Raw genomic sequence first — 26,776 nt, 5'->3', positions numbered from 1 at the left:
GTGCCGCCGGCGCCTGCCCTCGTTTCCTCGCGTCGAAGGCGCGAGTGACCGATCTCGTGTTCTTCGGCGCGACATTCGAGTCGAGGTCCTGGTTTCGATCCATATATTTCACGGCGGCCGAGGCGGTCCGCGGTCATGACGGCGCCTTTGCGCCGCGTTGGAAGCGCTTCGCGCGTCGCTTCTGGAGCCAGCGGATCACTCCGGTGACAAAGAGCAGCGGACAGACGAGGCCGGTGACGAAGACGAGAATGCGGCCCGTCCAGCCGAAGGCGCGACCCGAATGCAGCGGCCATTGCCATTGCATGAAGACGTCGCCCGCGGTCCCATGCGTAGGATCGCGAACGCCGAGGATCTCGCCCGAATATTGATCGACCATGACGCAGCGCGTTCCGATGAAGCGGCTGACCTCGGCTATGTCCTTACGACACACTTCGTAGACGCCATTCGCTTCTTTCGGGAAGCCGATGTCCTCGAGCCGTCCTTCGGGATATCGCCGCGCGGCGGCGCCGACCGCCTGCTCGAAGGGGATGCGGGTCCGTCCCTCGGCCGGGCCGGAGACGATCTCGCCGCGCTGCGCCGCGCTGAGCGGAGAGAACAGTGCGACGACCCATTGGAATTGCGTGGAGAGATTCATCGAGACGCCAGAAATCAGCACGGCGATCATCACCGCCGCTGTATAGACGCCGCCGAGCTTGTGGAGATCGTAATTCAGTCTTTCGCTGCTGGCGTTTCGCTTCAGCGTGATGGCCGCGAGCCATTTGCGGGGCGAGGGCCACCAGAGATAGACGCCGGTCGCCACGGAGACGACGAGGAAGAGCGCCGCAACGCCGACGACGACGCCCGGATCGCCAGCGAGGTCATAGAGCAGCAGCGACCAATGCAGCTGGAACAGGAAGCTCATCAGACTATGCTGCGTCGGTCCACTCTTCGACCAGTAGACGCGATCGCCGAGCACTTTGGCCGTATAGGGATCGATGCAGAGACGACGTGTGTCGCCATTCGCGGCGTCGTCGTAATAGACCTTGTAGCAGCCATTCTCATTGCGCGGCATGCGGACGCCGTCGGCTTTCGCGCCGGCCGGCAGCGCCGCGTCCAGCGCCTCGCGTATGCGGCCGAGCGGCGCGAAGGCGGCTTCGCCGCCGGGCGCCGCCGTCGATGTGAACGTCGCCGGGTCGAGGAGCTCGTCGATCTCGCTCCAGAACACCAGCGCGCTGCCGGTGAGGCCGATGAGCGCGAGCATGGCTCCGGCGATGAGGCCGATATAGAGATGGATATCCAGCCAGAGCTTGCGCCGGGCTTTCATTTTCTCGCGTCGACGCGCCGCCTCTCGGGCGCCGCCTTTGTCGGAGGATGTGGCAAAGGAAGAAATCTGCTGGTCCGTCATGGATGCGCTCCCGACGAAAAGGGAAGGGGGCCGCCGCCGCGACGGCCCCGTTCCATCAGAATTTGAAATTCACCGAGCCCATGAAGGTGCGCGGCGCGCCATAATAGGCGAAGCCATAGGAGTCGCTGTTCTCGAAATAGCGCCTGTCGGTGAGGTTCTTGACGTTGAGCTGGAATTTCACCTCGTGTCCGTCCCACACGGTGCGATACGCGCCCATTGTGTCGAATTTCACATAGCCCGGCATTTTCCACGTATTGGCGTCGCTGCCCCAGCGCTCGTCCATCGCATAGACGCCGAAGCCGAATTCGAAGCCCTCGCGCGCGCCGGGCGCCGTGTCCCATTTCGCCCAGATGTTTCCGACATTCGGCGCGACGCTGTTGAAGCGCTTGCCGATATTGCCATTGCCATTGTCATTGACGATTTTCGCGGAGTCGAAAGTATAGCTGGCGATGACGCTGAGATTTTCCGTCACCTGTCCAGAGACGTCGACCTCGACGCCGCGGCTGTTCACCGTGCCGGCCGGCACGCTGAAGCCCGGATTGAAGGGATCGTTCTCGAGCACATTCTTCTTCGTCAAGTCGAAGAGCGTGACGCTGGTCGAGAGCCGTCCGTCGAACCACAGCGCCTTGACGCCAGCCTCCCACTGGACGGCTTCTTCCGGCGGAATGATGCGTCCATCCGCCGTCGAGGAGCTGTTGTTCGCGCCGAAGGAGCGAACATAGGAGCCATAGGCGGAGATCGTGTCGGTCAGCTTCACCAGCACGCCGGCGCGCGGCGAGAGCTTCGGCGAATCGGGATAGGATTTCAGCGGATAGCCGCTGCAGAGCGGAAAGCAGCTCGCGCCATCCGCGCCGTAAGTGCTGGCGTAGCCGAGCGACGCCTTGTCCCAGCGGCCGCCCAGCAGCACTTGCACGCGTCCATCGAGCAGCGAAATCTGGTCCTGCGCATAGACGCCGAAATCCTGCTCGCGCGAGCGCCAGAGCACATTGGTCCGCGCGCTGTCGGCGAGGGCGTGGAGAATGGGCGCGAAATAGCCCGTCGGCCCAGGCGCGAACACGTTGATCGGCGCGACGAAGGGAAGGGAGAAGCCATAATCGCCGACCCAATCGTCCTGATATTTGTACCAATCGACGCCGACGAGAACCTTGTGGTCGAGCGGGCCGGTGACGATCTCGCCCGCGAGGTCCAGATTGGTCGACAATATCTGACGGGTGAGCGGATTATGGGTGAAGGCTCGCGTCAGATTGACGCCGTCGAAGCCGCCGAAATTGCCGAGGCCGGTCTGGTTCTCATTGTCGTCGACATAATGGAAGCGATTGGTGATCCGCCATTTGTCGTCGAACTTGTAGGTCCAATCATACGAATAGAGCGCTCGATTGACGGTGTAGGGGAAGTCCGACCAGATCGACGGATCGCTGATCGAAAAATGCCGCGGCAGATTATAGGGCCGGTCGTTCATGCCCTTGACCACGATCGGTCTTCCATTGCCGTCGAAGAGCAGATTGACGGGAACGGTTCCCGAACCGTCGGGCTGCGTCTGCTTCTTCGCGTAATATTCGAATCCGACGTTGAGCTCGAAATTCTGCGTCGGCCGGAAGGTCAGGAACAGCGCGCCGGCCGCGTTGTCGCGATGGTCGTAATCGGTGAAGGAATCGGCGTGGTCGAAGACGCCGATCACGCGGTAGAGCACCGTCTTCTCCTTGTCGAAGGCCCCGGTGACGTCGGCCGTGGTGCGCGAGAGCCCCCAGCTGCCGAATTGCTCGTTCAGCTCGGCCTTGAACTCTTCCTGCGGACGCTTGGTGACGGTGTTGACGAAGCCGCCCGGCTCGATGCGCCCATAGAGGACGGAGCCCGGCCCCTTCACGATCTCGACGCGATCGGTGAAGGCGATCTCCTCGGCTCCGAGCAGGCCTTCGAGCTGCAGGCCATTGCGCCAGGTGACGCCGTAGCCGCTCTTGAAGCCGCGGATCAGATATTGGTCGTAATAAGTCCCGCCCTGCGCCTGCACGCCGGAGACATTCTTGACCGCCTCCATCGTGTTGAGCGCCTGCTTGTCCTCGATCACCTCATGCGGGACGATCTGCACGGCGACCGGCGTGTCGAGGAGCGGCGTGTCGGTCTTCGTGGCGCCGAAGGAGACCTTGCGCGCATAGCCGGTCTCTTTGGCCGGTCCCGCTGCGCCGCGCGCGGCGTCGGGTTTGGCGCCGGCGCCGGAAATATCGATCGTCGGCAGGGCCTCCTGCGCGACGGCTGCGGAAGAGAGAGCAAAGGCGAGGGCTACGGCGGAAACGCCGTGCGACAGTTTGGAACGAAGCATGGAAATTCTCCTGGAGCCGCGCGAGCGCGCGCCGGCTCGGACCGTGACGAAGGAGCCGCTGGCGCGGCGTTCGGCGGGGGATCAGGAGACGGCGGGAGGCGCTCTGGACGACCAGGAACTGGCCCAGCCCTCCGGCGGCCCGCGCGGCGGCGCGGAGAGCCGCGAGAATGCGGCGAGAGCCAGAATAGGCGGTCGGCTCGGCGCTGCGATGCTCTCGACGACGAAAGGCGGGGTCGAGCCGTCGCAGCTCTCGCCCGGGAGGCAGCAATGTGACCGCGCATGGTCTCGCGCGGGCGCTTTCGGGTCGGCCGGAGCGTCGAGTGCGCAGATCGGCGCGAGGCCGGCCGCTGCCCCGAGACGCGCCGAATGCGTCGGCGCGGCGATCGTGACAAGGCTCTGCAGGATCAGCAGCAGCGCAGCGACGACGGCCGCGGCCGAATGCGCTGCGCCCGAGCTGCGGCGATTTGCGCCTTTTCGTTCGAACACTCCGCCGGTCTCCGCCAAACAGCGCCGGTCCTCTCGTCGAGAGGGTGCCGCCGTCCCGGGTAAGGGGAAAATGTCCCCGCAGAGTTACGTTTTGACGGCCGAGTTCCAAAACCCCGACGACTGTGGCAGAAACATCACAATCGCTACCCCTCTTGCAAAGCCCGGAGTTTCGTTTTTTGAACGCCCGGGCCGCGGAGCCGGCGGCGGCGGGGAGCGGCGCCCATGCGAATATTATTGGTCGAGGACAATGCGGAATTGGCGAGTCGCATCGCGCGGCGTATCCAGCGCGCCGGCTACGCCGTCGATCGGGCGGACACGATCGAGACCGCGCGTTCGACGCTGGACGGCGGCCCCTATGCGGTGACGCTGCTGGACCGACGGCTGCCCGACGGCGACGGCCTGTCGCTCATTTCGCTGGTGCGCGAGAAGCAGCCCGGCGGCCGCATTCTGATGCTGACGGCGCTCGACGCCGTCGACGACCGTATCGAGGGGCTCGACGCCGGCGCGGATGATTATCTGACGAAGCCGTTCAATCTCGACGAGATGATGGCGCGCATTCGCGCGAGCCTGCGCCGTCCGGGCGGGGAGCGCACGCCGGCGGTCGAGATCGGCGCGCTGAGCTTCGATCTGGACACGAGGGCGGTGACGATCGCCGGCAAGCCCGCGCGGCTTCTGCGGCGCGAGCTCGCGCTGCTCGAGGCGCTGGCGCGCCGCGCCGGCCGCGTCGTGCTGCGCGAAGCGCTGATCTCCAGCATCTACGGCCTCGACGAAGAGGTGGAGGAGCATACGCTGACGACTCTCGCCTCCCGCCTGCGCGCGCGTCTGCACGAGCTCGGCGCCGATGTCGATATCCATTCCGCGCGAGGGCTCGGCTACATGATCGTCGAGGCGAAGCCGAAAGGGCCGAGTTGAAAAAAGCTCCCTCGCTCGCCCTGCGCATCGTCGGCTTCCTGATCGTCGCGCAGTTCACGGCCTTCGTGCTCGGCTGGACCGCGACGACGATCCTGGGATTTCTGGGATGGGGCGATTTCGTCGCCTCGCTCGACTCGCTCGCCGTCACACGCGTCACGGACCTCGTGGTGCGTTCGGTCGTTCGCGACGAGGACGGCGTCATGCGGCTCGAGCCCATACCGGAGCTGCGCGCCGAACTGGGCCGCGCTCCAGCGATGCGCTTCGCCGCCTTCAACGCCGCGAAGGGAAAGGCGCTCGCCGGCTCGACGCCCGAATTGGTCGCGGTTCTGGAGAGCGTCGTCGATATGAGCACGACTCATGCGCATTTCGTGCTGCCGGGCGATCCGAAAGGCGAGGAGCTCGGCTTCATGGGGGTGCAGCGAACGCCGTACGGCCGCTTGCACGTCGCCACCTATCGGATGAAGTTTCGCTGGGACGACGTCTTCTACTCGCTTCGCGGCGATCTCTATTGGTTCGGCGCCTATTTCGCCGCCGCCATGCTCGTCTCCGCCGGCACGGCCTGGCTCGCCGTTCGGAAAGGCCTGTCGCCATTGAATGCGGTCGCCGAAAAGGCGGGGCGCATCGATATGGATTCGCTGCATCAGCGCCTGCCGATCGGAGGCGTGCCGGCCGAGATCATGACGCTCGTCGAGTCGATGAACGGCGCCCTGGAGCGGCTGGACGCCGGCGCCGCGCGCATGCGGCGCTACACGGCGAACGCCGCGCATGAGCTGCGCACGCCGCTCGCCATCATGCGCGCGCGGCTCGAGGATACGGAAGAGCCGAGCTTCAAGAGCGATCTGATGCGCGACGCCAGCCAATTGCAGGCGATCGTCGAGCAGCTGCTGGTCTCGGCGCGGATGAACGAGCGCCAGAACTCCACCGATGAGCGCATCGAGCTCGTGGGCGTCATACGTCGTGTCGTCGCCGATTACATGCCGCTCATCGTGGAATGCGGCCGCGAGATCGCCTTCGAGGCGGGCCCGGAGCCGGTCATCGCGCTCGGCAATCAGCGCGCCGTCGAATGCGTCGTCGCCAATCTCATCGACAATGCGCTCCGCGCCGAGCCGGAGGGGGGAGCCGTCGTCGTGAGCGTGGGCGACGATGCGGTGGTCGAAGTCGTCGATCATGGCGCTGGGGTCGCGCCGGCGGATCGCGAGATGATCTTCGAGCCCTTCTGGCGCAAGAGCGAGACGACTCGGGGCACCGGCCTCGGCCTCGCGGTCGCCAAGGAGCTGATGGAGAAAATGCGCGGGCGCAGCGACTTCGCGGAGACGCCCGGCGGCGGCGCGACTTTTCGGTTGTCGTTCCGGCGCGGCTGAGGCTTCGGGAGGCGACGAGCATGACATACGACGAGTACAACGCCTTCTGCGCCGCTCTGCCGGCAACGAGCCATGTCGTCCAGTGGGGCGGATCACATGTCTGGAAGGTGGGAGGAAAAGTGTTTGCGATCGGCGGGTGGGACGAGGGTGAGCCGCGCTTCACCTTCAAGGTCGGCGACATCGCCTATGAGATGCTGAAGGATCAGCCCGGTCTGCGTCCCGCGCCCTATCTCGCGTCGCGCGGCATGAAGTGGATCCAGCATTTCGCCGAGCCCGGCCTCTCCGACGGAACATTGCGCGACTATATTCGTGAGTCGCATGCGATCATCTCGCGAGGCTTCTCTCGGAAAAAGCGCGTCGAGCTCGGACTGGATGTCCTATAGGCCTATCGACCTCCTCTAGCGACGAGCTGAAACTCGGCTTATAATCGCTCTGCCGGCCATAGGGCGAACGACGACGCTCGCCCGCGAGTCGCCGGCCTGATTTGCAGTTTCACAGCGAAGTCGTTTTCTAAAAAAAATGGCAGGTGGCGTCGTGGCGTATGCTTCATTCTCCGGTCCCGCGACGAGAGGGCTCGTCGCCGGCCTCGCCTTCGTTCCCGCCGCATCGGCGCAATCGGTCGATATTCCGCTCCAATTGGAGCAAGCGAAAACCGGCGTCATATTGACGATCGATGTCGGAATCGGCGGCCAGGCGCCGCGGCGATATCTCTTCGACACCGGATCGTCGCTGTTCAATGCGGCCTATTCGGCCGACGCTTTCGGCGCGGTTCCGTCGAGCATGGCCTCGACATTGCCGACCGGCGTCTCCTACAGCTATACGGGCGGCAACACTTTCACTGGCAATCTCGTGAGCGCGCCGTCTCTCACCTTCTATCCGGCCGGGGCGTCACAGGCGGGCGCGGGCGTGACGCTGAACGCGACCACTTCGAGCGGCGCGCAATCGGGCTTTGTCATCAATGCGATCTATTCGCGCAACGGTGTCGCGATCGACAACGTCGTTCCGTTGCAGGGGCTCGGCGCGTTTCAGGGATATTACGGCATCTTCGGCGCCGGGGATTTCGCGCAATTCAGAACGGGAACCGGCGCCAATTCGAGCACGACGGTCGTCGGCAGCGTGCTCGGCCAGGCGGTCGCGCCCGGAACCACGGCAGGATATATCGTCGCGGCGAATGGTCAGGCGCTCTCCTCGCTGAACGCCGGGATCCCCGGGGCGTCCGTGAACGGGCCGCAGGTCGGGCAGAGCGTGACCGCCTGCAGCCCTTGCGTGATGCTGGGCCTGACGCCGGCGCTGCTCGCGCAATTCAGGCCCGTGAATAGGCTCGCCTGGACGTCGCCTCCCGGCAATACGCCGCGGAACTTCCCGAACTCGAACGCTCCGAGCTCCTGGGAATATGGCGTCAACATGAATTACACATTCGTGAACGCCGGCGTCACGACATCGCTGCGGAATGTGCCGACGCTTCTCGACACCGGGACGCTCATCGTCCAGCTCAACAGCAAGAGCCTCGACGGCGCGCAGAGCCTGCCCACGGGGTCGACGCTGACGAGCGTGGGCGGCGCGATCGGCGCCGCCCCGACGACGGACCAGCTCTTCTCCACCGGCCCCTACAGGGTCGCTTTGAATAATGCGAGCAACCTCACGATCAATGGCGTCGGATTTTTCCTGCAGAATTCGGTGCTGTACGATCTCGCCGGCCAAGCGGTCGGCTACACGCCGAATTTCGTCACGGATCAGGCTATTTCGACGACCGCATCCAAGCCGCTCGTCATCGGCTCGGATTCCGTGCCTCTGGGTCTCGCCGGCGTCATCTCTGGACCGGGCGGCGTCACAGTGACCGCCGGCGGCTCCGCCACTCTGAGCGGCGCGAACGCCTATACGGGCGCGACGACGATCGCCGGCGGCGCGCTCGCCCTCGTCGGTCCCGGCTCCATATCGACGTCGAGCGGCGTCTCGGTCTCGGCCGGCGGCCTCTTCGATATTTCGGGAGCGACCGCGCCCGCGAAGATCGCGTCGCTCTCGGGCGATGCGACCGGCGCTGTCGCGCTCGGCGCAAATGCCCTCACTCTCTCCAATGCGAGCGGCTCCTACGCCGGCGCGATCGTCGGCTCGGGCGGAGTGTCGCTGCAGGCGGGCGTCGAGACGCTCTCGGGCGCAAACCGCTATCTCGGCCCCACCTCCGTCGATGGCGGAACGCTGATCGTCGACGGCTCGATCGCCTCGTCGTCTCTCACCACGGTGCGGGCCGGCGCTGCGCTGTCCGGCGTTGGAACCGTCGGCGCATCGGCCGTCGATCGCGGGGGCGTTTTTGCGCCGGGATCGGGCGCGGCGGCGAGCGCGACGACCGTCGCCGGCGATCTCGCCTTCGCCGCGGGCTCGACTTATCTCGTGCGGATCGATCCGACGACGGCCTCGCGCGCCGCGGTCGCCGGCAAGGCGTCGCTGACTGGCGCCGCGGTGGTCGCCTCCTATGCGCCGGGAAGCTACCTCGCCAGAAGCTACACGATTCTGACGGCGGCGAATGGGCTCGGCGGAACCAGCTTCACGGGCCTCGCCTCCCCTAATCTGCCGCCCGGCCTGACACAGAGCCTGAGCTATTCGACGAATGCGGTCTCTCTGAGCCTCAATGCGAACCTCGCCAGCGCAGCCATGCTGCCGAGCGATCAGCGTGGCGTCGCCAGCGGGCTCGACCGCTATTTCAACGCGGGCGGCCTGCTGCCGCCGAATTTCATCAAAGTGTTCGGGTTGGGCGGCGGGGCGCTCGCCCCGCTCTCCGGCGAGGCCGCGACAGGCGCGCAGCAGACGATCTTCCAATCCGGCGGCCGATTCCTGGACACGATGCTCGAGCCCTCCATTCCCGGTCGTGACGGCGGCGACGTCGGCGGAGTCGGCTCTCTCGCGCCGGCGCTCGCTTATGCGGAGAGCGAGCCGCGCATCGCGAATGAGATTTCACACATTGCCGCCGCGTCGACACGGGCCGCGCCGGACGCCGCGCGGCAGTCGAGCATATGGGCCACATCCTTCGGCGGCCGCGGCCATCTCGCCGGCGATGCGGACAGGACCGGCAGCCATGACGTCTCTGCGAATCTGTTCGGCGTCGCGGCGGGCCTCGATTATCGCGTCGATCCGCAGACGACGCTGGGAGTCGCCATGGGCGGCGGCGGCGAGAATTGGGATTTGTCGGAAGGGCTGGGCGGCGGACATGGAGACTTTGTTCATGCCGGCGTCTATGCGTCGACGCGTTTCGATGCGCTGCATGTCTCGGCCGCTTTCGCCTTCTCCGAACATTGGCTCTCGACGCAACGCACATCGGCATTCGGCGATAGGCTCGCCGGCGCCTCGAATGCGCAGAGCTATGGCGGGCGCGTCGAGAGCGGTTATCGCGTCGCGACTTCGCTCGGCGGCGTGACACCTTATGTCGCCGCGCAAGCGCAGAGCCTATCGACGCCGGGCTATACGGAGAGCGACGGCGCCGCCGGCGGCTTCGCTCTGAGCTATCGCGGACGAACCTCGTCCGATACGCGCGGCGAAGCGGGCGCGCGTTTCGATCGGATCGTCGCAGCCCTCGGCGATGCGGTTCTGCTGCTGCGGGCGCGGGCGGCCTATGCGCATGACTGGGTCGGCAATCCGATCCTCGCAGCGTCCTTCGCATTGCTGCCCGGTTCGAGCTTCTCGGTCGAAGGCGCGCGGCCGATCAAAAATGCGTCGCTGGCGACGACAGGACTGGAGCTGCGCCTGCCGCGCGGCGCGGCGCTCTTCGCCAAATTCGACGGCGAATTCGCGCGGCGCTCGCAGAATTATGTCGGCAGCGCGGGACTCCGCTACAATTGGTGAAGCGCGAACGCGCTGCTGCGACGAGAAGGGCGCACAGCGAATGGGATCACGGGTTCGATTGTCCCGAATCGTAAGCGTGCTCGAGGGTCCTTCAGCGATCACGCGCGACATTCTCGATCGGTTCGTAAGTCCAGCGAAGGCTGGCGCGTTCAGCAGGGGATAGACCTGCCGGGGTAAGAGTCGGAAGCCTCGTAGCTCGGATAGCGAGGCGGCGGGGACGTCCAGCTCCATCCGCCGCTCGGCTGATCCATCTCGCGCAGGAAATCGGCGTCGGAGACTTTTCCAGAAGCGCCCGTAGGCTCATCGTCTCGTCGGTCATCGGTGGGCTCCTCGGTTGCGTCGAGATTCGCAAACCGACCCTAACCAGAGAAGCGCCTGCGGCCGCCGCGAGCCGCTCGCTCACGAACTGCGACACTACCGGAGGGTAATCGACCCCCGCCACGATAGTGCCTTCGTTCAATCGGCAGGCCTATCCGCCGGGCCCCTTGCCCAATTGATGGCTGACTCCAGACGGCACGACACGGGCGACGACGAAATGCCTTTTCTTCAAACTTCGGCTCATGACGAAACGGAACGACCATCGCGAAAATTCGGCGCCCGCAAGCACGCGATCCGCCAAGACGATGCGCACGAAAATCATAGTGACACGACGAGCGATGTCGTGTCGTATCGATCGACCCAAATGCGTATATCGATACGGGTATTAACGGATAGATGCGCGATCCGAGGCCGGGCTATTTTAACACCACGCCTGCGGCGTCTCCTCCTCGACGGATCGAGCTCATGCTCACCCGTTGTGCGGTAGCTTGGAAGCGTCTCGCGCCACGAAGGCGTTGGACGACACACGACTGGATGCGACGAAGTCGCTCCGCGGTTCCGAACTGATCGCCGTGGGCTTGCGGCGGCGCCCTTCGTCCCTCGAGACAGCAAGGTGAGTCGATGCGCCCATGGGCGCGTTCGCCCTCACCCTCTGATCCGAAACGGTCGTCGGCCGTGGCATGCACTGCGAGGCTCGACGTCGACGTCGGATGAAATCGAAATGTCGAATGCAGTCTCGAATCGAAGACGGGAGGAGTGATGGATGTGCTGCGCCTCATTGGGCGAACGCGAGCCCTCTTCGACGGCGATATCCGCGCGCACGACGACCATTTGCGTGATCTTGTCGCGGACGGCCGCTTTCTCGTCATCGGCGGCGCGGGGTCGATCGGACAGGCTGTGACGCGCGAGCTGTTCAGACGAAACGCCCGAGTGCTCCATGTTGTCGACATCAGCGAAAACAATATGGTCGAGCTCGTGCGCGATCTCCGCAGCACGTTCGGCTATATCGACGGAGACTTTCGAACGTTTTCGATCGATTGCGGCGGGCGCGAGTTCGAAGAATTCATGTCCGCCGACGGCGGCTACGACTATGTGCTCAACCTCTCCGCCTTGAAGCATGTTCGGAGTGAGAGGGATCCATATACGTTGATGCGTTTGATCGACGTGAATATCCGTCATGCGGTAAAGACCGTGGGTATGGCTCGCGAACGTGGAGCGAAGCGCTACTTTTGCGTCTCCACCGACAAGGCCGCCAACCCGGCCAATATGATGGGTGCGAGCAAGCGCATAATGGAAATGTATATGATGCGAGAGAGTCGCACTCTCCCGATTTCTATGGCGCGGTTCGCCAATGTCGCATTCTCTGACGGCTCGCTACTGCACGGGTTCAATCAGCGCTTCGCCAAGCAGCAGCCGATTTCAGCGCCGAAGGACGTGCAACGGTATTTCATCACGCCACGAGAGTCGGGAGAGCTCTGCTTGCTGTCGTGCCTGCTCGGCGACAATCGAGACATATTTTTCCCGAGGGAATGCAGCGATCTGAAGCTAACGACATTTTCGGACATCGCCATACGCTATGTCGGCGCGATGGGCTTCGAGCCGCACGTCTGCGAAAGCGAACACGAAGCGAGAGAGCGTGCGGCGGCGCTCATCGCGACCAAGCGCTGGCCGTGCTATTTCTTCTCCAGCAATACGACGGGGGAGAAGGAGGTCGAGGAATTCTATACCGAGAGTGAAACGCTCGACCTCAACCGGTTCGAAAGCGTCGGGGTGATCAAGAATTGCGACACGGAGGATTACGTGCCGCTAGACGAGTTCTGGTCACGGATCGAGACAATGCGACAATCGGGGGCTTGGGACAAGAAGGCGATTGTCGCATTGTTCGAGTCGCTTGTTCCAGAATTTGGCCATCTTGAGACCGGTAGATATCTCGAATCACGAATGTAGGCGTCGAGCGCCTCCTCGATCGACGATCTAACGGCGAAAGAAGCTCGCGCTTCGCGCCTCGTCAATCGCGGGGAGCCGCTTATGCTTCTGACTCGTCGCCCGAGCGATGTGAGCGTGGCGCTCGAACGATCATGTCGCCGAATTCTCGAACTGGCGGCGGAAGACGACCTTCGAGCCAATCGGAGAAGACGATGAGCTATGCCGATCTGCGATTTGATCTGAGCGTGTTGCGCGACAAGCGGAACGAGCTCGAGAAGAACGGATTTCTGCTTATCGAGGACGCCTTGCCTCGCGACTATTGCGAAGACATTGTTTCGTTCATAGACCGTCATCTCGATGAAGCCGGAGGCGAATGCGAGCTCGGGCAGCTCGGGTCCATGCAACGAATTTATGCGGCCGAAAAATACGCGGATATCGTCGAGGATTTCAAATCCAAGTGCGCTCAAATTCTGAGTTCGATCTTTTCCGAGCGCCTCGCTGTGAAATGGATTTTGGCGATGCGTGATCGGACGATCGCTTTGGATGATGACGCCACCAGGGAAAAGTTCGTCAAGGGACGCTGGCATTACGATTCGTGGAGCGATCAATACAAAATATTCTTGTTTCTACGGGATATCGGTCCCGAGAACGGGCCGTTCGAGTTTATTCCAGGAACGAATGGTCGGTTCAAGAAGCGACTGGCGTTGACCAGGCCTTGGTGGCTGTTCAATCCGTTTACTCACTTTCTTTCCAGGAAGCGTCCCTATCAGAGCATCTCGGACGAAAGAATTCAGACGATCATCGATAGCGGACTCCCTACGAGGCCCGTGCTCGCCGAGCAGGGCTCGATCCTGATCGTCAATCCGTCCGCTCTGCTCCACCGCGCAGCTCCCCTCTGGGAGGGGCGTCGCTATCTGGCGGTAGCGTATTTCTAGAGATTTCCGAGCGACGATGTCGTCAAGGTCAGGACCCGATATGTTGAACGGTAAGAATATCTTGATCACCGGCGGAACCGGTTCGTTCGGGAGGGAGTGCGCTCGGACGATCCTGACGAAGCATCCGTACGTCAAAAGACTCGTGATTTTCTCTCGCGATGAGCTCAAGCAATTCGAGATGGCGCAGGAGCTCTCTTTGAGCGAATTTCCCGCCATTCGATATTTCATCGGCGATATTCGTGATCTCCGTCGTTTGACGCGCGCGCTCGAAGGCGTCGACGTGGTCATTCATGCGGCTGCATTGAAGCAGGTGCCGGCGGCGGAGTACAATCCGTTCGAGTGCATCAAAACGAACATTCTAGGGGCACAGAATCTCATCGAGGCGTGTCTCGACTGCGATGTCACCAGAGTCGTCGCTTTGTCGACAGACAAGGCGGCCGCGCCGATCAATCTCTACGGAGCGACGAAGCTGTGCTCAGACAAGCTGTTTACAGCGGCGAACAACATCAAAGGCAAGCGCAACGTTCGCTTTTCCGTCGTGCGCTACGGAAACGTCATGGGTTCACGAGGCTCGGTGATTCCGTTCTTCATGGAGCGCCGCAAGTCCGGGGTGCTTCCTATCACTGATCCGCGGATGACTCGCTTCAACATCAGCCTTCAAAGCGGCGTCGAAATGGTGCTGTGGGCTCTGGAGCATGCTCGAGGGGGAGAGATTTTCGTTCCGAAGATACCGAGCTATCGGATCACCGACCTGGCCGAGGCGATCGGGCCGGATTGTGAACATCCGGTGGTCGGAGTCCGTCCGGGCGAGAAGATTCATGAGGAGATGATAACGGTGAGCGATAGCTTCAATACAGTGGATCTCGGCCCATATTACGCCATTCTCTCTTCGGCGGGCGAGGTGTCTGTGGAGAGGTACGCGAGAGAAGAGGGCGGCAGTCCGACACCAGCCGGCTTCGCATACAACAGCGGGACGAACAAGGATTTCTTGTCGGTAGAGCAGTTGCGTCGCTTGATGCGCGAGAAGCTGCATCTCGAGGTTTGAGGACGTGATTCCTTATGGACGCCAGTCTGTCTCGGAGAAGGATATTCAGGCCGTTGTCGATGTCCTGCGTTCGGACTTCTTGACGCAGGGGCCGAGGGTTCCCGCATTCGAGCGAGCCGTCGCCGCGCATGTCGGCGCAAAGCATGCCGTGGCCGTCAACAGTGCGACTTCGGCGCTGCATCTCGCGTGCTTGGTCCTCGGTCTCGGCGCAGGCGACGCTCTGTGGACCAGCCCGAACAGTTTCGTCGCATCGTCCAATTGCGGGCTCTACTGCGGTGCGCGCGTGGACTTCGTGGATATCGATCCGCGAACCTATAATATGTGCCCTCGGGATCTGCGACGGAAATTGGAGACGGCGCGGTCAGCCGGTCGCCTGCCGAAGATCGTGGTGCCTGTTCATTTTTCTGGGCAGTCGTGCGACATGGACGCGATCGGCGAACTGGCGAGAGAGTTCGGCTTTCGGGTGATCGAAGACGCATCCCACGCCATTGGCGGTTCGTGGCGAGGCAGTCCCGTGGGATCTTGCGCGCACAGCGATATCGCCGTTTTCAGTTTCCATCCGGTGAAGATCATCACATCGGGCGAGGGCGGCATGATCGTCACGAACGACGCCGCGCTCGCGTCCCGGGCCATCGAGCTGCGTAGTCATGGCGTGACGCGCGATCCCGATCGCATGGTTCGTCCAGGTGGTGGGGCTTGGCGCTACGAGCAGATCGGGCTGGGTTTCAACTATCGCATGACCGAGATGCAGGCGGCGCTGGGGCTATCGCAGCTCGAGGAACTGGTTCGCTTTGTCGTCGCTCGGCATGCTCTCGCGACCCGCTATGACGAGGCTCTGAGAGGCCTGCCTCTGGTGTTGCCATGGCGCCACCCCGATAGCTATTCGGCGCTTCATCTCTATGTGGTCCAGATCGAGGATCACGCTCCGATCGGACGAATGGAGCTGTTCGAGCGCTTGCGGGAGGAGGGGATTGGGGTGAACGTGCATTACATTCCCATTCACACGCAGCCGTATTATAGCGCCCTCGGCTTCGAAGTCGGCGATTTTCCGCTGGCGGAGCGCTACTATAGCCGGGCGATCAGCCTCCCTCTCTATGCGGATATGAGCGAGGCGGATCAGGATCACGTGATCTCCGTTCTGATCGAAGCTTTGCGTCGATGAGAATCGCCATCATACCCGCTCGCGGCGGCAGCAAGCGAATTCCGCGCAAGAACGTCAAGCCGTTCCATGGCCATCCGATGATCGCATATGCCATCATGGCGGCCCGTCGAAGCGGGGTCTTCGATAAGATGATCGTCTCGACGGACGACGCCGAGATCGCCGCTATCGCGCGTGATTTCGGGGCGGAGACACCCTTTGCGCGTCCCGCAGAGCTGGCGGACGACCACACGCCGACCGTTCCGGTGATCGCTCATGCGATCGGCGTCTGCAAGGAGATGGGGTGGGAAGTCGGCGATGTATGCTGTGTGTATCCCAGCGCGCCCTTCGTCGTGGCCGAGGACATTCGTTCCGGCTGTGAATTGTTGGCGGAGGGATCGTGCGCCTATGTGTTTCCAGTCGCGAGCTTTCCTTCACCGATTCAACGCGCGCTTCGGCGGTTGGAAAATGGAACGGTGACACCGTTCTTTCCAGAAAATTCCAGTGTGCGGACCCAGGATCTCGAACTCGCTTACTTCGACGCCGGCCAGTTTTACTGGGGCCGAGCGTCGGCGTGGGAAGCCGGGCTCGATATTCACAAGAATGGTCGTGCTCTCATTCTACCTGAGTGGCGGGTCGTCGATATCGATACTCACGCAGATTGGGAGCGCGCGGAAATGCTGTATTCCGTCTTGGTGGAGAGGCGCCTTCTTTGAGAGCGATCTTTCGAGCGGACGCTTCTATTGATATCGGATCGGGCCATGTGATGCGGTGTCTCTGTCTGGCCGACCGTCTGGCGGCGGCGGGGGTGGAGACAGTGTTCGTTAGCCGCGACCTGCCAGCCTTCCTGCAGCGGCGATTGGAGGCAGGTGGGCATCGGTCGATCTCTCTGTCGAGTTCATCGTGCACGAGCGAGGTTGCCGATGTCGACGAGACTCTTCGCGGAATCGATACCGCGGATCTGATCATAGTGGATCATTACGGCTTAGGGGCGGCATGGGAGCGCGTGGCGCGGTCATATGCCCGGGTTCTGGCGATCGATGATATAGGCCGTGTCCACGAGTCCGATCTGCTGCTCGATCAGAATTTCTATCTCGAGCCGCAGGCGCGGTATGAGGGACGATTGGCTCCAGGCACAATTTCCTTGCTCGGTCCTCGCTATGCCTTGTTGCGACCGGAATTCGGCGTGGGACGATCGGTTGCGTCTTTCCGTGATAGAGGTGTTGGACGGATATTGGTGTCGCTCGGCGGAGTTGATCGGGACGATGTCACCTCGGTTGCTCTGGAGGCCATTGACCAGGCGAATATTTCCGGCGTGCATGTCGATGTCGTGATCGGCGCGATGCATCCGGCGTCAGCGCGCATTCGGAAATGGTGCTCGACTCGAGCGCGCTCGAATCTTCACGTGCAGGTGAGCAATATCGCGGAATTGATGGTCGCGGCCGATCTGGCGATCGGCGCCGGCGGGCAGAGCGCCTGGGAGCGTTGTTCGGTCGGGTTGCCATCCATAGCGATCTGTGTGGCGAACAACCAACGAGAAGTCGTCCGGGAGGGCGCCCGAGCGGGCTTTCTGCTCGGAGTCGAGTCGATTCCCACCCCCGAGCAATTGGCGGAAGATATTCGTCTATTCGTCCGCCACCCGACGATGCTGGAGGCCATGTCGCGGCGCGGTTACGACATTGTAGACGCGCATGGCGTCGATCGATTGGCGACGATATTGTGTCCGCCGACAGTGATCGTTCGCGCGGCTAGAATGGAAGACGCGAGATCGATCTACGCATGGAGAACGGACGAAACGGTTCGGCGGGCGTCTCGTGACGCTGCTTTGTTTTCCTATGATGAACATTGCGCGTGGATGCGCCGCGTCTTAGCGGATTCTCGTCGTATGCTGCTGATAGGCGAAAGCGAAGGTCGCGCCATTGGCGCGATACGTTTCGATCTACAGGAATCGAAGGCCGAAGTGTCGATATTCGTCGATCCAGAGCAGAAGGGGCGCGGTCTCGGCCTCGCGATCCTTCGAGCTGGAGAGCGGCATCTCGCGCAACGGATACCCGAGGTGGAGCGAATCGAGGCCTGGGTAAACGAGGGCAATGTCGCTTCGGAGGGCTTGTTTCGCCGCGCGGAATACGAAGCTCGGATGCGATTTTTCGAGAAGAGGATTTGAACGTTGCCGGCATTTCGAAACTTCGTGATATCTGGGCGCATGGTCGGACCAGATCATCCGCCGCTCATCGTCGCGGAAATGTCCGGCAACCATAATCAATCGCTCGACCGGGCGCTGGCGTTGGTCGAGGCCGCGGCGAAGGCGGGCGCTCATGCGCTGAAGCTGCAAACATACACCGCCGACACGATGACCTTGGACTGCGACGAGCCGGGGTTCGTGATCGAAGACGCGAATAGCCTCTGGGCCGGGGCGCAGCTCTATCGGCTCTATGACGAGGCGCGGACGCCATGGGAATGGCATGCCCCGCTCTTCGCGCGGGCGCGGGAACTGGGAATGATCCCGTTCAGCACGCCGTTCGACGCCACAGCGGTCGAATTTTTGGAAACCTTGAATTCCGCTTGCTACAAGATCGCATCTTTCGAGAATACCGACATCGCGCTGATCAGACGCGTCGCGGCTACGGGGAAGCCGTTGATCATTTCGACGGGGATGGCGTCTGTCGGCGAGCTGGCGAAGTCGGTTTCCGCCGCCCGGGAAGCGGGTTGCGAGAATCTCGTGCTTCTCAAATGCACGAGCACCTATCCCGCGACGGCGGACAATTCGAACATTTCGACGATTCCACACATGCGGCAATTGTTCGAATGTCAGGTCGGTCTGTCGGATCACACAATGGGAACAGGTGTCAGCGTTGCCAGTGTGGCGTTCGGCGCGACTGTGATCGAAAAGCACTTCACGCTGGCGCGCTCCGATGGCGGAGTCGATAGCGCCTTTTCCTTAGAGCCCGACGAGCTTCATCGGCTCGTGATCGAGACAGAACGCGCGTGGCGAGCGGTCGGCCGGGTTCATTACGGCGCGACAATGGCAGAACGACAATCGCTTCAATTTCGCCGGTCTCTCTATATCACCAAGGATCTCAGAGCCGGGGAGCGCCTGACGCAAGAAAATGTGCGGGCGATACGTCCTGGTTTCGGATTGGCGCCAGAACATCTCGAAGAAGTGCTCGGCGCTGTCTTGGCCACGGATGTCGTGCGCGGCACGCCACTGTCCTGGACGCTTTTGCGAGGATCGCCGACGTGAATTCGGGCGGAGAGCCGTTGCGAGTGCTGATTGTCGGGTGCGGAAACATCGCCGGCGGGTTCGATATGACTCGCTGCGTGGATGCGCCGCCGTTGACCCATGCCGGCGCCTATGCCCGCCATGCCGGTTTTCGGATCGAGGCGTGCGTCGATCCAGACAGGCGCCGTCTCGCCGAGTTCGCCGATTACTGGCGCGTTCCCTTCTCGGCGGCGTCCATGGCCGATTTGCCTGACGAGCGCGGGGCGTTCGACGTCGTTAGCATTTGCTCGCCGACAGCCCTGCACCAGGAGCATATCGAGGCGGCTCTGCGACTCGAGCCACGGCTGATCTTTTGCGAGAAGCCGTTGACGTCGAGCGAAGGGGCGTCGAACCGTTGGATACGAGCGTGCCGTGAGCGATGCGTCACTCTCGTGGTCAATCACACTCGCCGTTGGGATCCCGCTGTCGACGCTTTTGCGACAGAGCTACGTCAAGGCCGTTGGGGAGCGATTCGATCTGTCGTCGGCCACTATAACAAGGGAATAATGAATAATGGCGGGCATCTCGTCGACCTGCTTCTCAGGCTGGTCGGGCCGATGGAACTGATAGCGACAGCGGGCGTTCGCTATGACCATTGGAGTGACGATCCGACGGTCGCCGCTTTGCTCGTCACCGAGAACGGCGGCGCGCCAGTCTATCTCAGCCCCGCCGACGCTCGGGATTACGCGTTTTTCGAGCTGGAGCTGGTTTGCGAGAAGGGTGTCGTGCGTATGGAGTCCGGGGGGATGGCTTGGCGTCTTCGCGAGATCGTGGCGAGCGAGCAGTTCAAAGGTTACACATCGCTGGGCCAGTCGTCGGAGCGCGAGGGTTCGTATCCGAGGGCGATGTCCCGGGCCGTGTCGGACATTTATTTCCATCTCGTCGAGGGACGAGCGATCGGCGGCTCAGGAGAGCAAGCGCTAGAGGCGCAGCGCGTTTGCCAAATCCTTTTGGACGCCGCCACATCGTCCTCCGCCGCAAACGCATGCCGCGAGGTGAGAGGTCATGACGCGTAGAGTTCTAGCGATCCATGGCGGCGCACCGGTGATCGACCGGCCTCTGGCGCGCTTCGAGAGCATTGGTGAGGACGAAGTGGGCGTGGCTTGCGACGTTGTCCGTGGCGGCGTCTTGTCAGCTTACATCGGTGCATCGGGGCCCGGCTTCTTGGGCGGTCTCAATGTCCGACGGTTCGAATCGGAAGCAGCGGGCCATTTCGGAGTCGAGCATGCGATTGCTGTGAACTCTTGGACCTCGGGTCTGATCGCCGCAGTTGGCGCGATCGGCTTGGACCCTGGCGACGAGGTCATCACGACGCCATGGACGATGGCGGCTACCGCCACAGCAATTCTGCACTGGAACGGTATTCCGGTCTTTGCCGACATCGATCCGCAGACGTTCAACATTTGCCCGCGGAACGTCGAAAGGCTGATCACCTCTAGGACGAGAGCGATCATGGCGGTCGACATCTTCGGGCAGTCGGCCAATATGGCGGCGCTTAGGAAGCTGGCGGACAAGTATCAACTGGCACTTCTGAGCGACACCGCGCAAGCTCCCGGCGCCAGAGTGGGAGACTCCTATGCCGGAACGCTCGCGGATATCGGTGGCTTCAGCTTGAATTATCACAAGCATATCCACTGCGGCGAAGGCGGCGTGCTGGTGACGAATGACGACAGGTTGGCGCAGCGCCTCCGTCTCATCCGTAACCACGCGGAAGCGGTGGTCGACACTGACGATCCGCTAGAGCTCGCCAATATGCTGGGGTTCAACTTTCGAATGGGCGAGATCGAAGCCGCGATCGCTTCCATTCAGCTCTCGAAGCTCGCGCGGCGTGTCGAGAGTCGTCAGCGCATCGCACGACAGCTGAACGACGGTCTTGCAGGTCTTCAGGGATTGACGACCCCGACCGTCGCCGAGGGAGCGACGCATGTCTATTACGTCTACGGCGTCACATTGGATGTCGACTGCCTCGGTGTGTCGCGTGAAGCAATCGCCGCCGCGCTGCGCGCGGAAGGCGCGCCGGTCTTCGAAGGCTATCAGAACCTCCATCTGCTGCCCCTCTTCCGCAACAAGATCGCTTACGGCTCGAAGGGGTTCCCTTGGAGTTCGTCCTATTGCTCGAATGATATCCAATATGGTCCGGGCCTATGTCCGGTAGCGGAGGAACTGCATGGAAAGACTTTTTTGGGGCTCAATCTGTGCATGCACGAGTTTCCGACCGAGGACGTCCAACTCGTGATCGAGGCGTTTCGAAAAGTGTGGAACGCGATGGGCGAGGAACTATGCCGGAATGTGGGCGATCGCGTGAATCAAGCGGTGGATTTTTGATCGGGCGCGATTTCGATTTGGGCGCCGAATTTTACATCGCTGATGAGCTCGGCGACAGCGTTCCTGCATATTCCTGAAAATCAGCCAATTTGAAAAGGCGATAGGGCGGCGGTGCTGTTGTTGTCGCGATGACGGCGAGGCGCGGGATCATGTTGCCGAGATCGTATCGTCGGTTGAAGCAATATTCGAATTCGACGAGGCGCCGCGGGACGCCCCAGCCATCGGATGTGATGTCGTCATCCGTGTGCAAACGGACTACGACGCTTCGACGAGGATACTTTGAGCGTTCTGCGCCTCCGCGCGGGGAGGAAAACATATTCGACGTGATCGACCGTGAACTCGCGAGACTCTCTCACGTCTCCCGAACAGGCGCGGAAGCGAGGATGCGGAAACTGCGTTGGCTCATGGAAGGCGCTTCATGAAAACGATCCGTCTCGCGAATCCTGTTCTTCTCCTATATTTATTATATACGTATATAGGGCCGGCTGCGCTGAATTTTCTTACTGGATACGAATCAGAAATATATCTCAATCCGAGCAATGGCGTGTTCAGTTGGCTCTACGCTGTCCTGCTCTTGGGGATCGTTGGAGCCTTCGCTTTTGATTTTGATTTTCTGACCATAGGCCCTCGTTCTCTCCCTCGCGTGCTCCCATCCGCATGGAACCTTCCAGTGCCCACGCTGATCGTATTCTTGTCGATCGTGCTCGGCGTGGGGATCACGGGTGCGGCGCTGGGGCTTGCGAGATGGCGTTACTCGGGAGAGGCGCTCTCTTCGTCGTTGGATCTGACGACCTTGCTGTATGTCCTGGCCCCGAATTTCGTCGAGATGCTGTTGTTCATTCTGATTTTTTTCCGCTACGTCGCGCGGCCGATTTCTATTCGCGTCATTTTGGTGTTGGTGGTCGCATGTTTGTCGCTCACGGCGACGGGCATTGGTCCGATGGTTTCGGTGCTATTGGCTTGCGTCGCGTTTTTGGCGCCCGATACCTTGAGGCGTTGGTTGTTCCGCGTTAGCGACGGAGCGAGCGTTGCCGTCTTCGAAGGTATCACAGTTAGGAAGCTGCTCTTTGCAGCGATCACGGTCGTCCTAGGAGGCGGCGCTTATGTGATCGGCGATGCGATCAAGAGAGACGTAGCTCCTTTGGACGTGATCGCGGAAATGGAGGCGGGGGGAAAAGGCGCGTTCGCCGAGTACCTGATCGGCAGGCTTTCGGTGCATTGGTACTCCCTCGTGGTGGCGGTTCATGAATTCGTCGATGTCGATGTCGGCGGTCAATTCGATCATCTGATGGCGCCGCTTGGCAACGCCTGGTTTCGGTTCTCGGCGTTGACTGGCGGCTGGATGCCGAGCGAGCGTCCCCTCAACGGATCGCTCGGGCGCCTGAACTACAATCTTATCAACCGTTACCCGCTCAGCGAGCGTGAAGGCTCGTCGCCCGGATTGATCGCCAGCTTTCTCATCGCATTTCCGGTTTGGCTCGCGCCGTTTGCGCTGACGACTTATCTGGCGGTCTACAATGGCATACAGAAGCGATTGCGACAGCGAATGGCAGGGCGGCTGAGTTGGGTGGGCGAGTCCGTGCTGCTCGAGTTCACGTCGATTTTCTTCGATTCGCCCGTGGATTTTTTGTTGATTTTCGATCCAATGGTTTTCACCGCCATCGGATGGGTGGCTTTGGGATATGGTTCGAGAGAAGCGGCGCCGGATGCCCGATGCGATGCTGAGGATGTCGAGCGACTTCGCGCCAAGGTAATTTGAAAGCCATTCGGACCTTCGATCGTGTCGCGAAGTCGGACTCGCGATCTGACGCGAATTACCGGGCGGGAAGCCATCGCGCTGAGAGAAGCGCTCGTTTGTGATGGTCGATCTTGGAGTGGCGGCGAGGCCTTTGATTCATGAACATTGCTTTTCCTGCGATCATCTCCAAACTCGAGGCGGAAGGGAGCTATGTTCTGGGGCGCACAGCGGCGCTAGGCTCTAAGCCGGCAATATTGCTGGTCGTCAACCAACTGATCGGCAATTCGACAGCATCGCTCATCGCCGTGGTGCTTGTCGTCGTCAATCTCGCCATGGCGGCTTCTGGATTCAATAGCCATCGTGTTTTCTATAAGCTCTACTTCGGCGAACGAAAGCAGCCAGGTCTAAAACTAAGCTATCGTTCTTATGTAAATGCAGTCGTATGTCAGATAGTCTTAGCCGCAATTCCGATAAGTTTATATATGCGTTGGCAGAACGGCCAGTTTCTTCTGGTGTGCGTCGTCGTAGCCTATTTCGCCTCGGAACGTCTCGCCGATGAATCGCAAAGATTCCTGATTTTCTCTGGCGCGCGCGCGGAATGGGGGCGCAAGATTTTGTTCAAAGCCCTCATTCAGGTGCTCGGAGTGGGGGTCCTCTGCGCAGTGGCGTCAAACGAGCGAGCGGCGACCGGCGCCGTGGCGGCGCTAGCGCTCGGCAATATAATTCCATATGCAGGACACTTCCGGTGGCTGTATTTTCCCAGCCGATGGTCGATGCTGCTCGAAGGTTGGCGAGCGAGCCGCGAACAGACGAATTTCTGGATATTGTCCGCAGTCACTGCGCCGATTGCATACATGGATCGGATCGTGGTGATGATCTATAATCAGTCGGATATGGCGTTGTTCGTGTTGCTGGTGTCATGCCTGTCTATTGTACAAAATGCAGTTGAGTACTTTTTTTATAGCCTACGACGTAGAGACATACTTCAATCTAAATTTAAAATTCAAGAGCTTGTTTTCAGCCGGAATATGTATGCAATTGTCGGTGTGAGCGCCTTCGTCGGCGTCACGCTCTGTTTTATAGTTCTAGATCAATACTCAGGACGGTCGATCGACAAATACGGGCTGATTCCATTCATTCTGATCTGTCAGCTCAGTCTGGCCTTTTGCATGGTCATCAGGGAGATCATTTTCTGGAATCACGACATTTTGCAATTGACCCTATGGGAGGCCGCATTCGTCATTGCAGTGCTCGCTATCCTAACGGGCCTGCGTGTCGTTGGTGCGGATTATATTGCCGCCCTCGGTGTCTTGTCAGCCTTGTTCGTCGGGCGGTTTGCGCTCCTGAGCGCCTTGACGGTTCGCGCGACGCGTTGGTGAGGATCGAATTGTGCGATTGACCGTCGTTGTCCCGTTTCATAAAGAAATCGCGTTGATTGCTCGAGCAGTTAATTCCGTGTTTGCGAATGCAAACGCTGTGGACGACCTGTCGGTCGTAATCTGTAACGATGGACCGTTTCAAGAGGCAGAAATTTATGCGCAGCTCGGGCGGAAGGACGGTGGACGTGTACGTGTCGTCCCGAATGTCGGGTCGAAAGGGCCGGGCGGCGCGCGCAACATCGGGCTCGATATGGCGGATGGAGAACTCGTCGCCTTTCTCGATGCGGACGATTTTTGGCTTCCAGGAAAGCTGGCGGTTCAGGTCGCCGCGGTGCGCGCCGGCGCCACCTTTGTCGCGACCGGCTACACGTTCGACAAGGGGAGGGTGGTCATTCGGCCGCCAGCGTCGCTCTCCGACGGTCAACACGACGTATTTCTTAAGCGGGGCCTGGGGACGTCTACGATTCTGATCACCCGCGAGCTTCTCGGTTCGCACCGCTTCAGGAACATCCGATTTGCTCAAGATATCGATTTTTGGCATCGACTGACCAAGTCTCCTGATTTCCGCTTCCTTTCGATAAGCACTCCATTGGTTGTCTATTCGACCGGAGGATCCACAAAAAACAAGTGGGTTCAATTGAACTATTTGAACAAAGTGCTTTCCCTCAACGAGGTATCCTTCGTTCCGCGGTGCAGGGTTCTGTCCAGCTATGTGATGGCTGGCGTCGCCAACCACTATTTGAGACCTTTCCTCCGCGGTCTGCGGAATCGAGCCTCAGGTTGAAAAGACAATGGAGTTCGCATGATCCACACGAATAATATTCCATCGTACGAGCGGCGATCGCGGTGAACGAGAATACCGGCGTGGCATTGGTCCAAAGGAGCCAGACGGATGCGACGAGCAATTCGTTTGTCCAAACGATTTCTCCGTTACTTGGAGTATTTTTTGACATGGGCGTTCCTCGAAAAGCCTCGAGGTCTGGACTTTTCGATGCGTGCTAAAACGACGAGGATCACGGCGCCGGGGAACCATGGTTACGCATTGACGTCGCGAAATGCGCTGACGAATATTCTACGACGGATTCCGATCTCGCCCGAGGATAAATTTTTGGATATTGGATGCGGGAAAGGCGGCGTTGTATGTTATGCTGCGGATTTCCCGTTCAATAAGGTCGCGGGTGTCGAAGTCGAGTCGTGGCTCGTTGATATTGCTCGGAAAAATGTAAGAAATCTGAATCTAGAGCATCGTGTAGAAATTATACATCAGGATGCGGTGGAATTTGATAGGTATGAAAATTTCAATGTCTTCTTTTTATTTAATCCGTTTGATCTAGATATATATGCTACCGTCTTGGAAATGATATTCAATACGATGGAATCGCGGGAGCGTGAAGAGAGGCCGGTCTGGCTTTTGTGTTACGGGGCTTCCAACATGGAGGCGATAAGCAGTAGCGCTATATTTGATTTGTTCATAGATGAGATATGCCCATATCGTGGAAACCTATTGCGAGTGTGGAAGTCTAAAAACGCATCTGCTCGTTCCGGTTTATGATCGATAGGTCGCCTCATGAATTTCAAGCTCAAGAGCGCTGTTCAGTGGGTCTTGTCCATGACGCCTGGCTCGGTCGAGCTAAATCGCTACATGCAACTCTATGTCACCAAGTCTCTTCCGATCTCGGATACCCAGCTTGCAGCGCGCAGAGCGATCGCGCAAAAGCACCTCTCATCATACATAAGGATCGTCGGACGCCCTCCCGTTGCAGTATTGGACCTAGGGTCTGGATCGGACTTGGCCATCCCAATTCTGATGGCGGCCAGAGGGAGAGCAGTGACGGCCGCGGACATCAAGCCGCTCGCCTCCGAGCGACTGCAAAATGATATATTGCTTCGTGTCGACGCAGGCTCCTTGTCCGAGCTTGGCGTCGAATACATTGTTTACGATCCACCGGACCTTCCCTTTCAGGACAACTCCTTCGATTTGATTACATCGACGTCCGTGCTCGAGCACGTGCCCTCGGGGCAAGTCGAACGATTGGCGTCGGAATTGCACCGAGTTTTGCGCCATGGTGGGGTTTCGACCCATCATATCGCACATAAGGATCACTGGTCCGATTCCGACGCATCATTACATGACCTCAACTATCTGAGATACGACGAACGCAGATGGAGGCGTTTCAACCCGCCACTGCTCCACCAAAATCGTCTCCTCAGCAGTCAATACGTCGAAATATTCGCTCGCTACGGATTTGTGATCGAAAGGCAGACGAGTTTCACAACGCCGCCGCCCTTTCAAATTGCCGAGCAATTTGCGCGCTTCTCCCCAGAGGATTTGAGGACGACGCACACATGGTTGATGCTCACGAAGGGCTGACCGATGTGTGGCGGATGTTGCGGCGTCCGCTGGAGGGCAGAGGCGATC

General features: G+C 60.6%; 21 protein-coding genes. 18 read left to right on the top strand and 3 right to left on the bottom strand.

What is annotated here, in order from left to right:
• Positions 1-133: 133 nt before the first annotated feature.
• The 3 genes from ACT53T_RS18855 to ACT53T_RS18845 form a co-directional block, all read right to left on the bottom strand.
• Positions 134-1,384 (bottom strand): PepSY-associated TM helix domain-containing protein, encoded by a 1,251-nt coding sequence (locus ACT53T_RS18855; protein ID WP_476162406.1) that lies wholly within the window; start codon positions 1,382-1,384, stop codon positions 134-136.
• 55 nt (positions 1,385-1,439) lie between these two features.
• Entirely contained in the window at positions 1,440-3,701 is a 2,262-nt protein-coding gene (locus ACT53T_RS18850; protein WP_476162405.1) for a TonB-dependent siderophore receptor, read from the bottom strand.
• Between the two features lie 81 nt (positions 3,702-3,782).
• Positions 3,783-4,187 carry a hypothetical protein gene (locus ACT53T_RS18845; protein ID WP_476162404.1) on the bottom strand — a complete coding sequence of 135 codons (405 nt, stop codon included), beginning with the start codon at positions 4,185-4,187 and terminating at the stop codon, positions 3,783-3,785.
• 222 nt (positions 4,188-4,409) lie between these two features.
• On the opposite strand from ACT53T_RS18845, the gene ACT53T_RS18840 reads away from it, so the two are divergent.
• The 18 genes from ACT53T_RS18840 (at position 4,410) to ACT53T_RS18755 (ending at position 26,728) form a co-directional block, all read left to right on the top strand.
• Entirely contained in the window at positions 4,410-5,099 is a 690-nt protein-coding gene (locus tag ACT53T_RS18840) for a response regulator transcription factor (RefSeq protein ID WP_476162403.1), read from the top strand.
• The gene (locus ACT53T_RS18835) at positions 5,096-6,460 is read left to right on the top strand and encodes a sensor histidine kinase (RefSeq protein ID WP_476162402.1); all 1,365 of its coding nucleotides are present in this window, start codon (positions 5,096-5,098) and stop codon (positions 6,458-6,460) included. The genes ACT53T_RS18840 and ACT53T_RS18835 overlap by 4 nt, the downstream gene beginning before the upstream one ends.
• A 20-nt stretch (positions 6,461-6,480) precedes the next feature.
• The gene (locus ACT53T_RS18830) at positions 6,481-6,843 is read left to right on the top strand and encodes an MmcQ/YjbR family DNA-binding protein (protein ID WP_400770514.1); all 363 of its coding nucleotides are present in this window, start codon (positions 6,481-6,483) and stop codon (positions 6,841-6,843) included.
• 151 nt (positions 6,844-6,994) lie between these two features.
• On the top strand, positions 6,995-10,294 hold the full coding sequence (locus ACT53T_RS18825) for an autotransporter outer membrane beta-barrel domain-containing protein (protein WP_476162401.1): 3,300 nt from the start codon (positions 6,995-6,997) through the stop codon (positions 10,292-10,294).
• Between the two features lie 1,077 nt (positions 10,295-11,371).
• On the top strand, positions 11,372-12,559 hold the full coding sequence (locus ACT53T_RS18820; RefSeq protein ID WP_476162400.1) for a UDP-N-acetylglucosamine 4,6-dehydratase: 1,188 nt from the start codon (positions 11,372-11,374) through the stop codon (positions 12,557-12,559).
• A gap of 191 nt (positions 12,560-12,750) precedes the next feature.
• A complete protein-coding gene (locus ACT53T_RS18815) occupies positions 12,751-13,473 on the top strand; it encodes a phytanoyl-CoA dioxygenase family protein (RefSeq protein ID WP_476162399.1) in 723 nt (240 codons plus the stop codon).
• Positions 13,474-13,513: 40 nt separating this feature from the next.
• Positions 13,514-14,518, top strand: coding sequence for a UDP-N-acetylglucosamine 4,6-dehydratase (inverting) (gene pseB, locus ACT53T_RS18810; protein WP_476162398.1), 1,005 nt, complete (start codon positions 13,514-13,516; stop codon positions 14,516-14,518).
• Positions 14,519-14,522: 4 nt separating this feature from the next.
• Positions 14,523-15,680, top strand: coding sequence for a UDP-4-amino-4,6-dideoxy-N-acetyl-beta-L-altrosamine transaminase (gene pseC / locus ACT53T_RS18805; protein WP_476162397.1), 1,158 nt, complete (start codon positions 14,523-14,525; stop codon positions 15,678-15,680).
• A complete protein-coding gene (gene pseF, locus ACT53T_RS18800) occupies positions 15,677-16,372 on the top strand; it encodes a pseudaminic acid cytidylyltransferase (protein ID WP_476162396.1) in 696 nt (231 codons plus the stop codon). The genes pseC and pseF overlap by 4 nt, the downstream gene beginning before the upstream one ends.
• On the top strand, positions 16,369-17,820 hold the full coding sequence (gene pseG, locus ACT53T_RS18795; RefSeq protein WP_476162395.1) for a UDP-2,4-diacetamido-2,4,6-trideoxy-beta-L-altropyranose hydrolase: 1,452 nt from the start codon (positions 16,369-16,371) through the stop codon (positions 17,818-17,820). Before pseF ends, pseG begins: the two co-directional genes overlap by 4 nt.
• Before the next feature lie 39 nt (positions 17,821-17,859).
• Complete coding sequence (gene pseI / locus ACT53T_RS18790; protein ID WP_476162394.1) at positions 17,860-18,897, top strand: pseudaminic acid synthase; 1,038 nt, start codon at positions 17,860-17,862, stop codon at positions 18,895-18,897.
• A gap of 23 nt (positions 18,898-18,920) precedes the next feature.
• Complete coding sequence (locus ACT53T_RS18785) at positions 18,921-19,931, top strand: Gfo/Idh/MocA family protein (protein ID WP_476162450.1); 1,011 nt, start codon at positions 18,921-18,923, stop codon at positions 19,929-19,931.
• Positions 19,921-21,240: a DegT/DnrJ/EryC1/StrS family aminotransferase gene (locus tag ACT53T_RS18780; protein ID WP_476162393.1), complete on the top strand. Its 1,320-nt coding sequence runs from the start codon at positions 19,921-19,923 to the stop codon at positions 21,238-21,240. The genes ACT53T_RS18785 and ACT53T_RS18780 overlap by 11 nt, the downstream gene beginning before the upstream one ends.
• A 670-nt stretch (positions 21,241-21,910) precedes the next feature.
• Entirely contained in the window at positions 21,911-22,999 is a 1,089-nt protein-coding gene (locus ACT53T_RS18775) for a hypothetical protein (RefSeq protein ID WP_476162392.1), read from the top strand.
• A gap of 137 nt (positions 23,000-23,136) precedes the next feature.
• Positions 23,137-24,357 carry a hypothetical protein gene (locus ACT53T_RS18770; protein ID WP_476162391.1) on the top strand — a complete coding sequence of 407 codons (1,221 nt, stop codon included), beginning with the start codon at positions 23,137-23,139 and terminating at the stop codon, positions 24,355-24,357.
• A gap of 16 nt (positions 24,358-24,373) precedes the next feature.
• Positions 24,374-25,141: a glycosyltransferase family 2 protein gene (locus ACT53T_RS18765; protein ID WP_476162390.1), complete on the top strand. Its 768-nt coding sequence runs from the start codon at positions 24,374-24,376 to the stop codon at positions 25,139-25,141.
• A gap of 108 nt (positions 25,142-25,249) precedes the next feature.
• Positions 25,250-25,909: an SAM-dependent methyltransferase gene (locus ACT53T_RS18760; RefSeq protein WP_476162389.1), complete on the top strand. Its 660-nt coding sequence runs from the start codon at positions 25,250-25,252 to the stop codon at positions 25,907-25,909.
• Positions 25,910-25,924: 15 nt separating this feature from the next.
• A complete protein-coding gene (locus tag ACT53T_RS18755; protein ID WP_476162388.1) occupies positions 25,925-26,728 on the top strand; it encodes a class I SAM-dependent methyltransferase in 804 nt (267 codons plus the stop codon).
• Positions 26,729-26,776: the final 48 nt, after the last annotated feature.

It is taken from the genome of Methylosinus sp. DMC45, assembly GCF_056313885.1.
The sequence above is the reverse complement of the archived record's forward strand: the minus strand, read 5'-3'. Positions and strand labels throughout refer to the sequence as shown.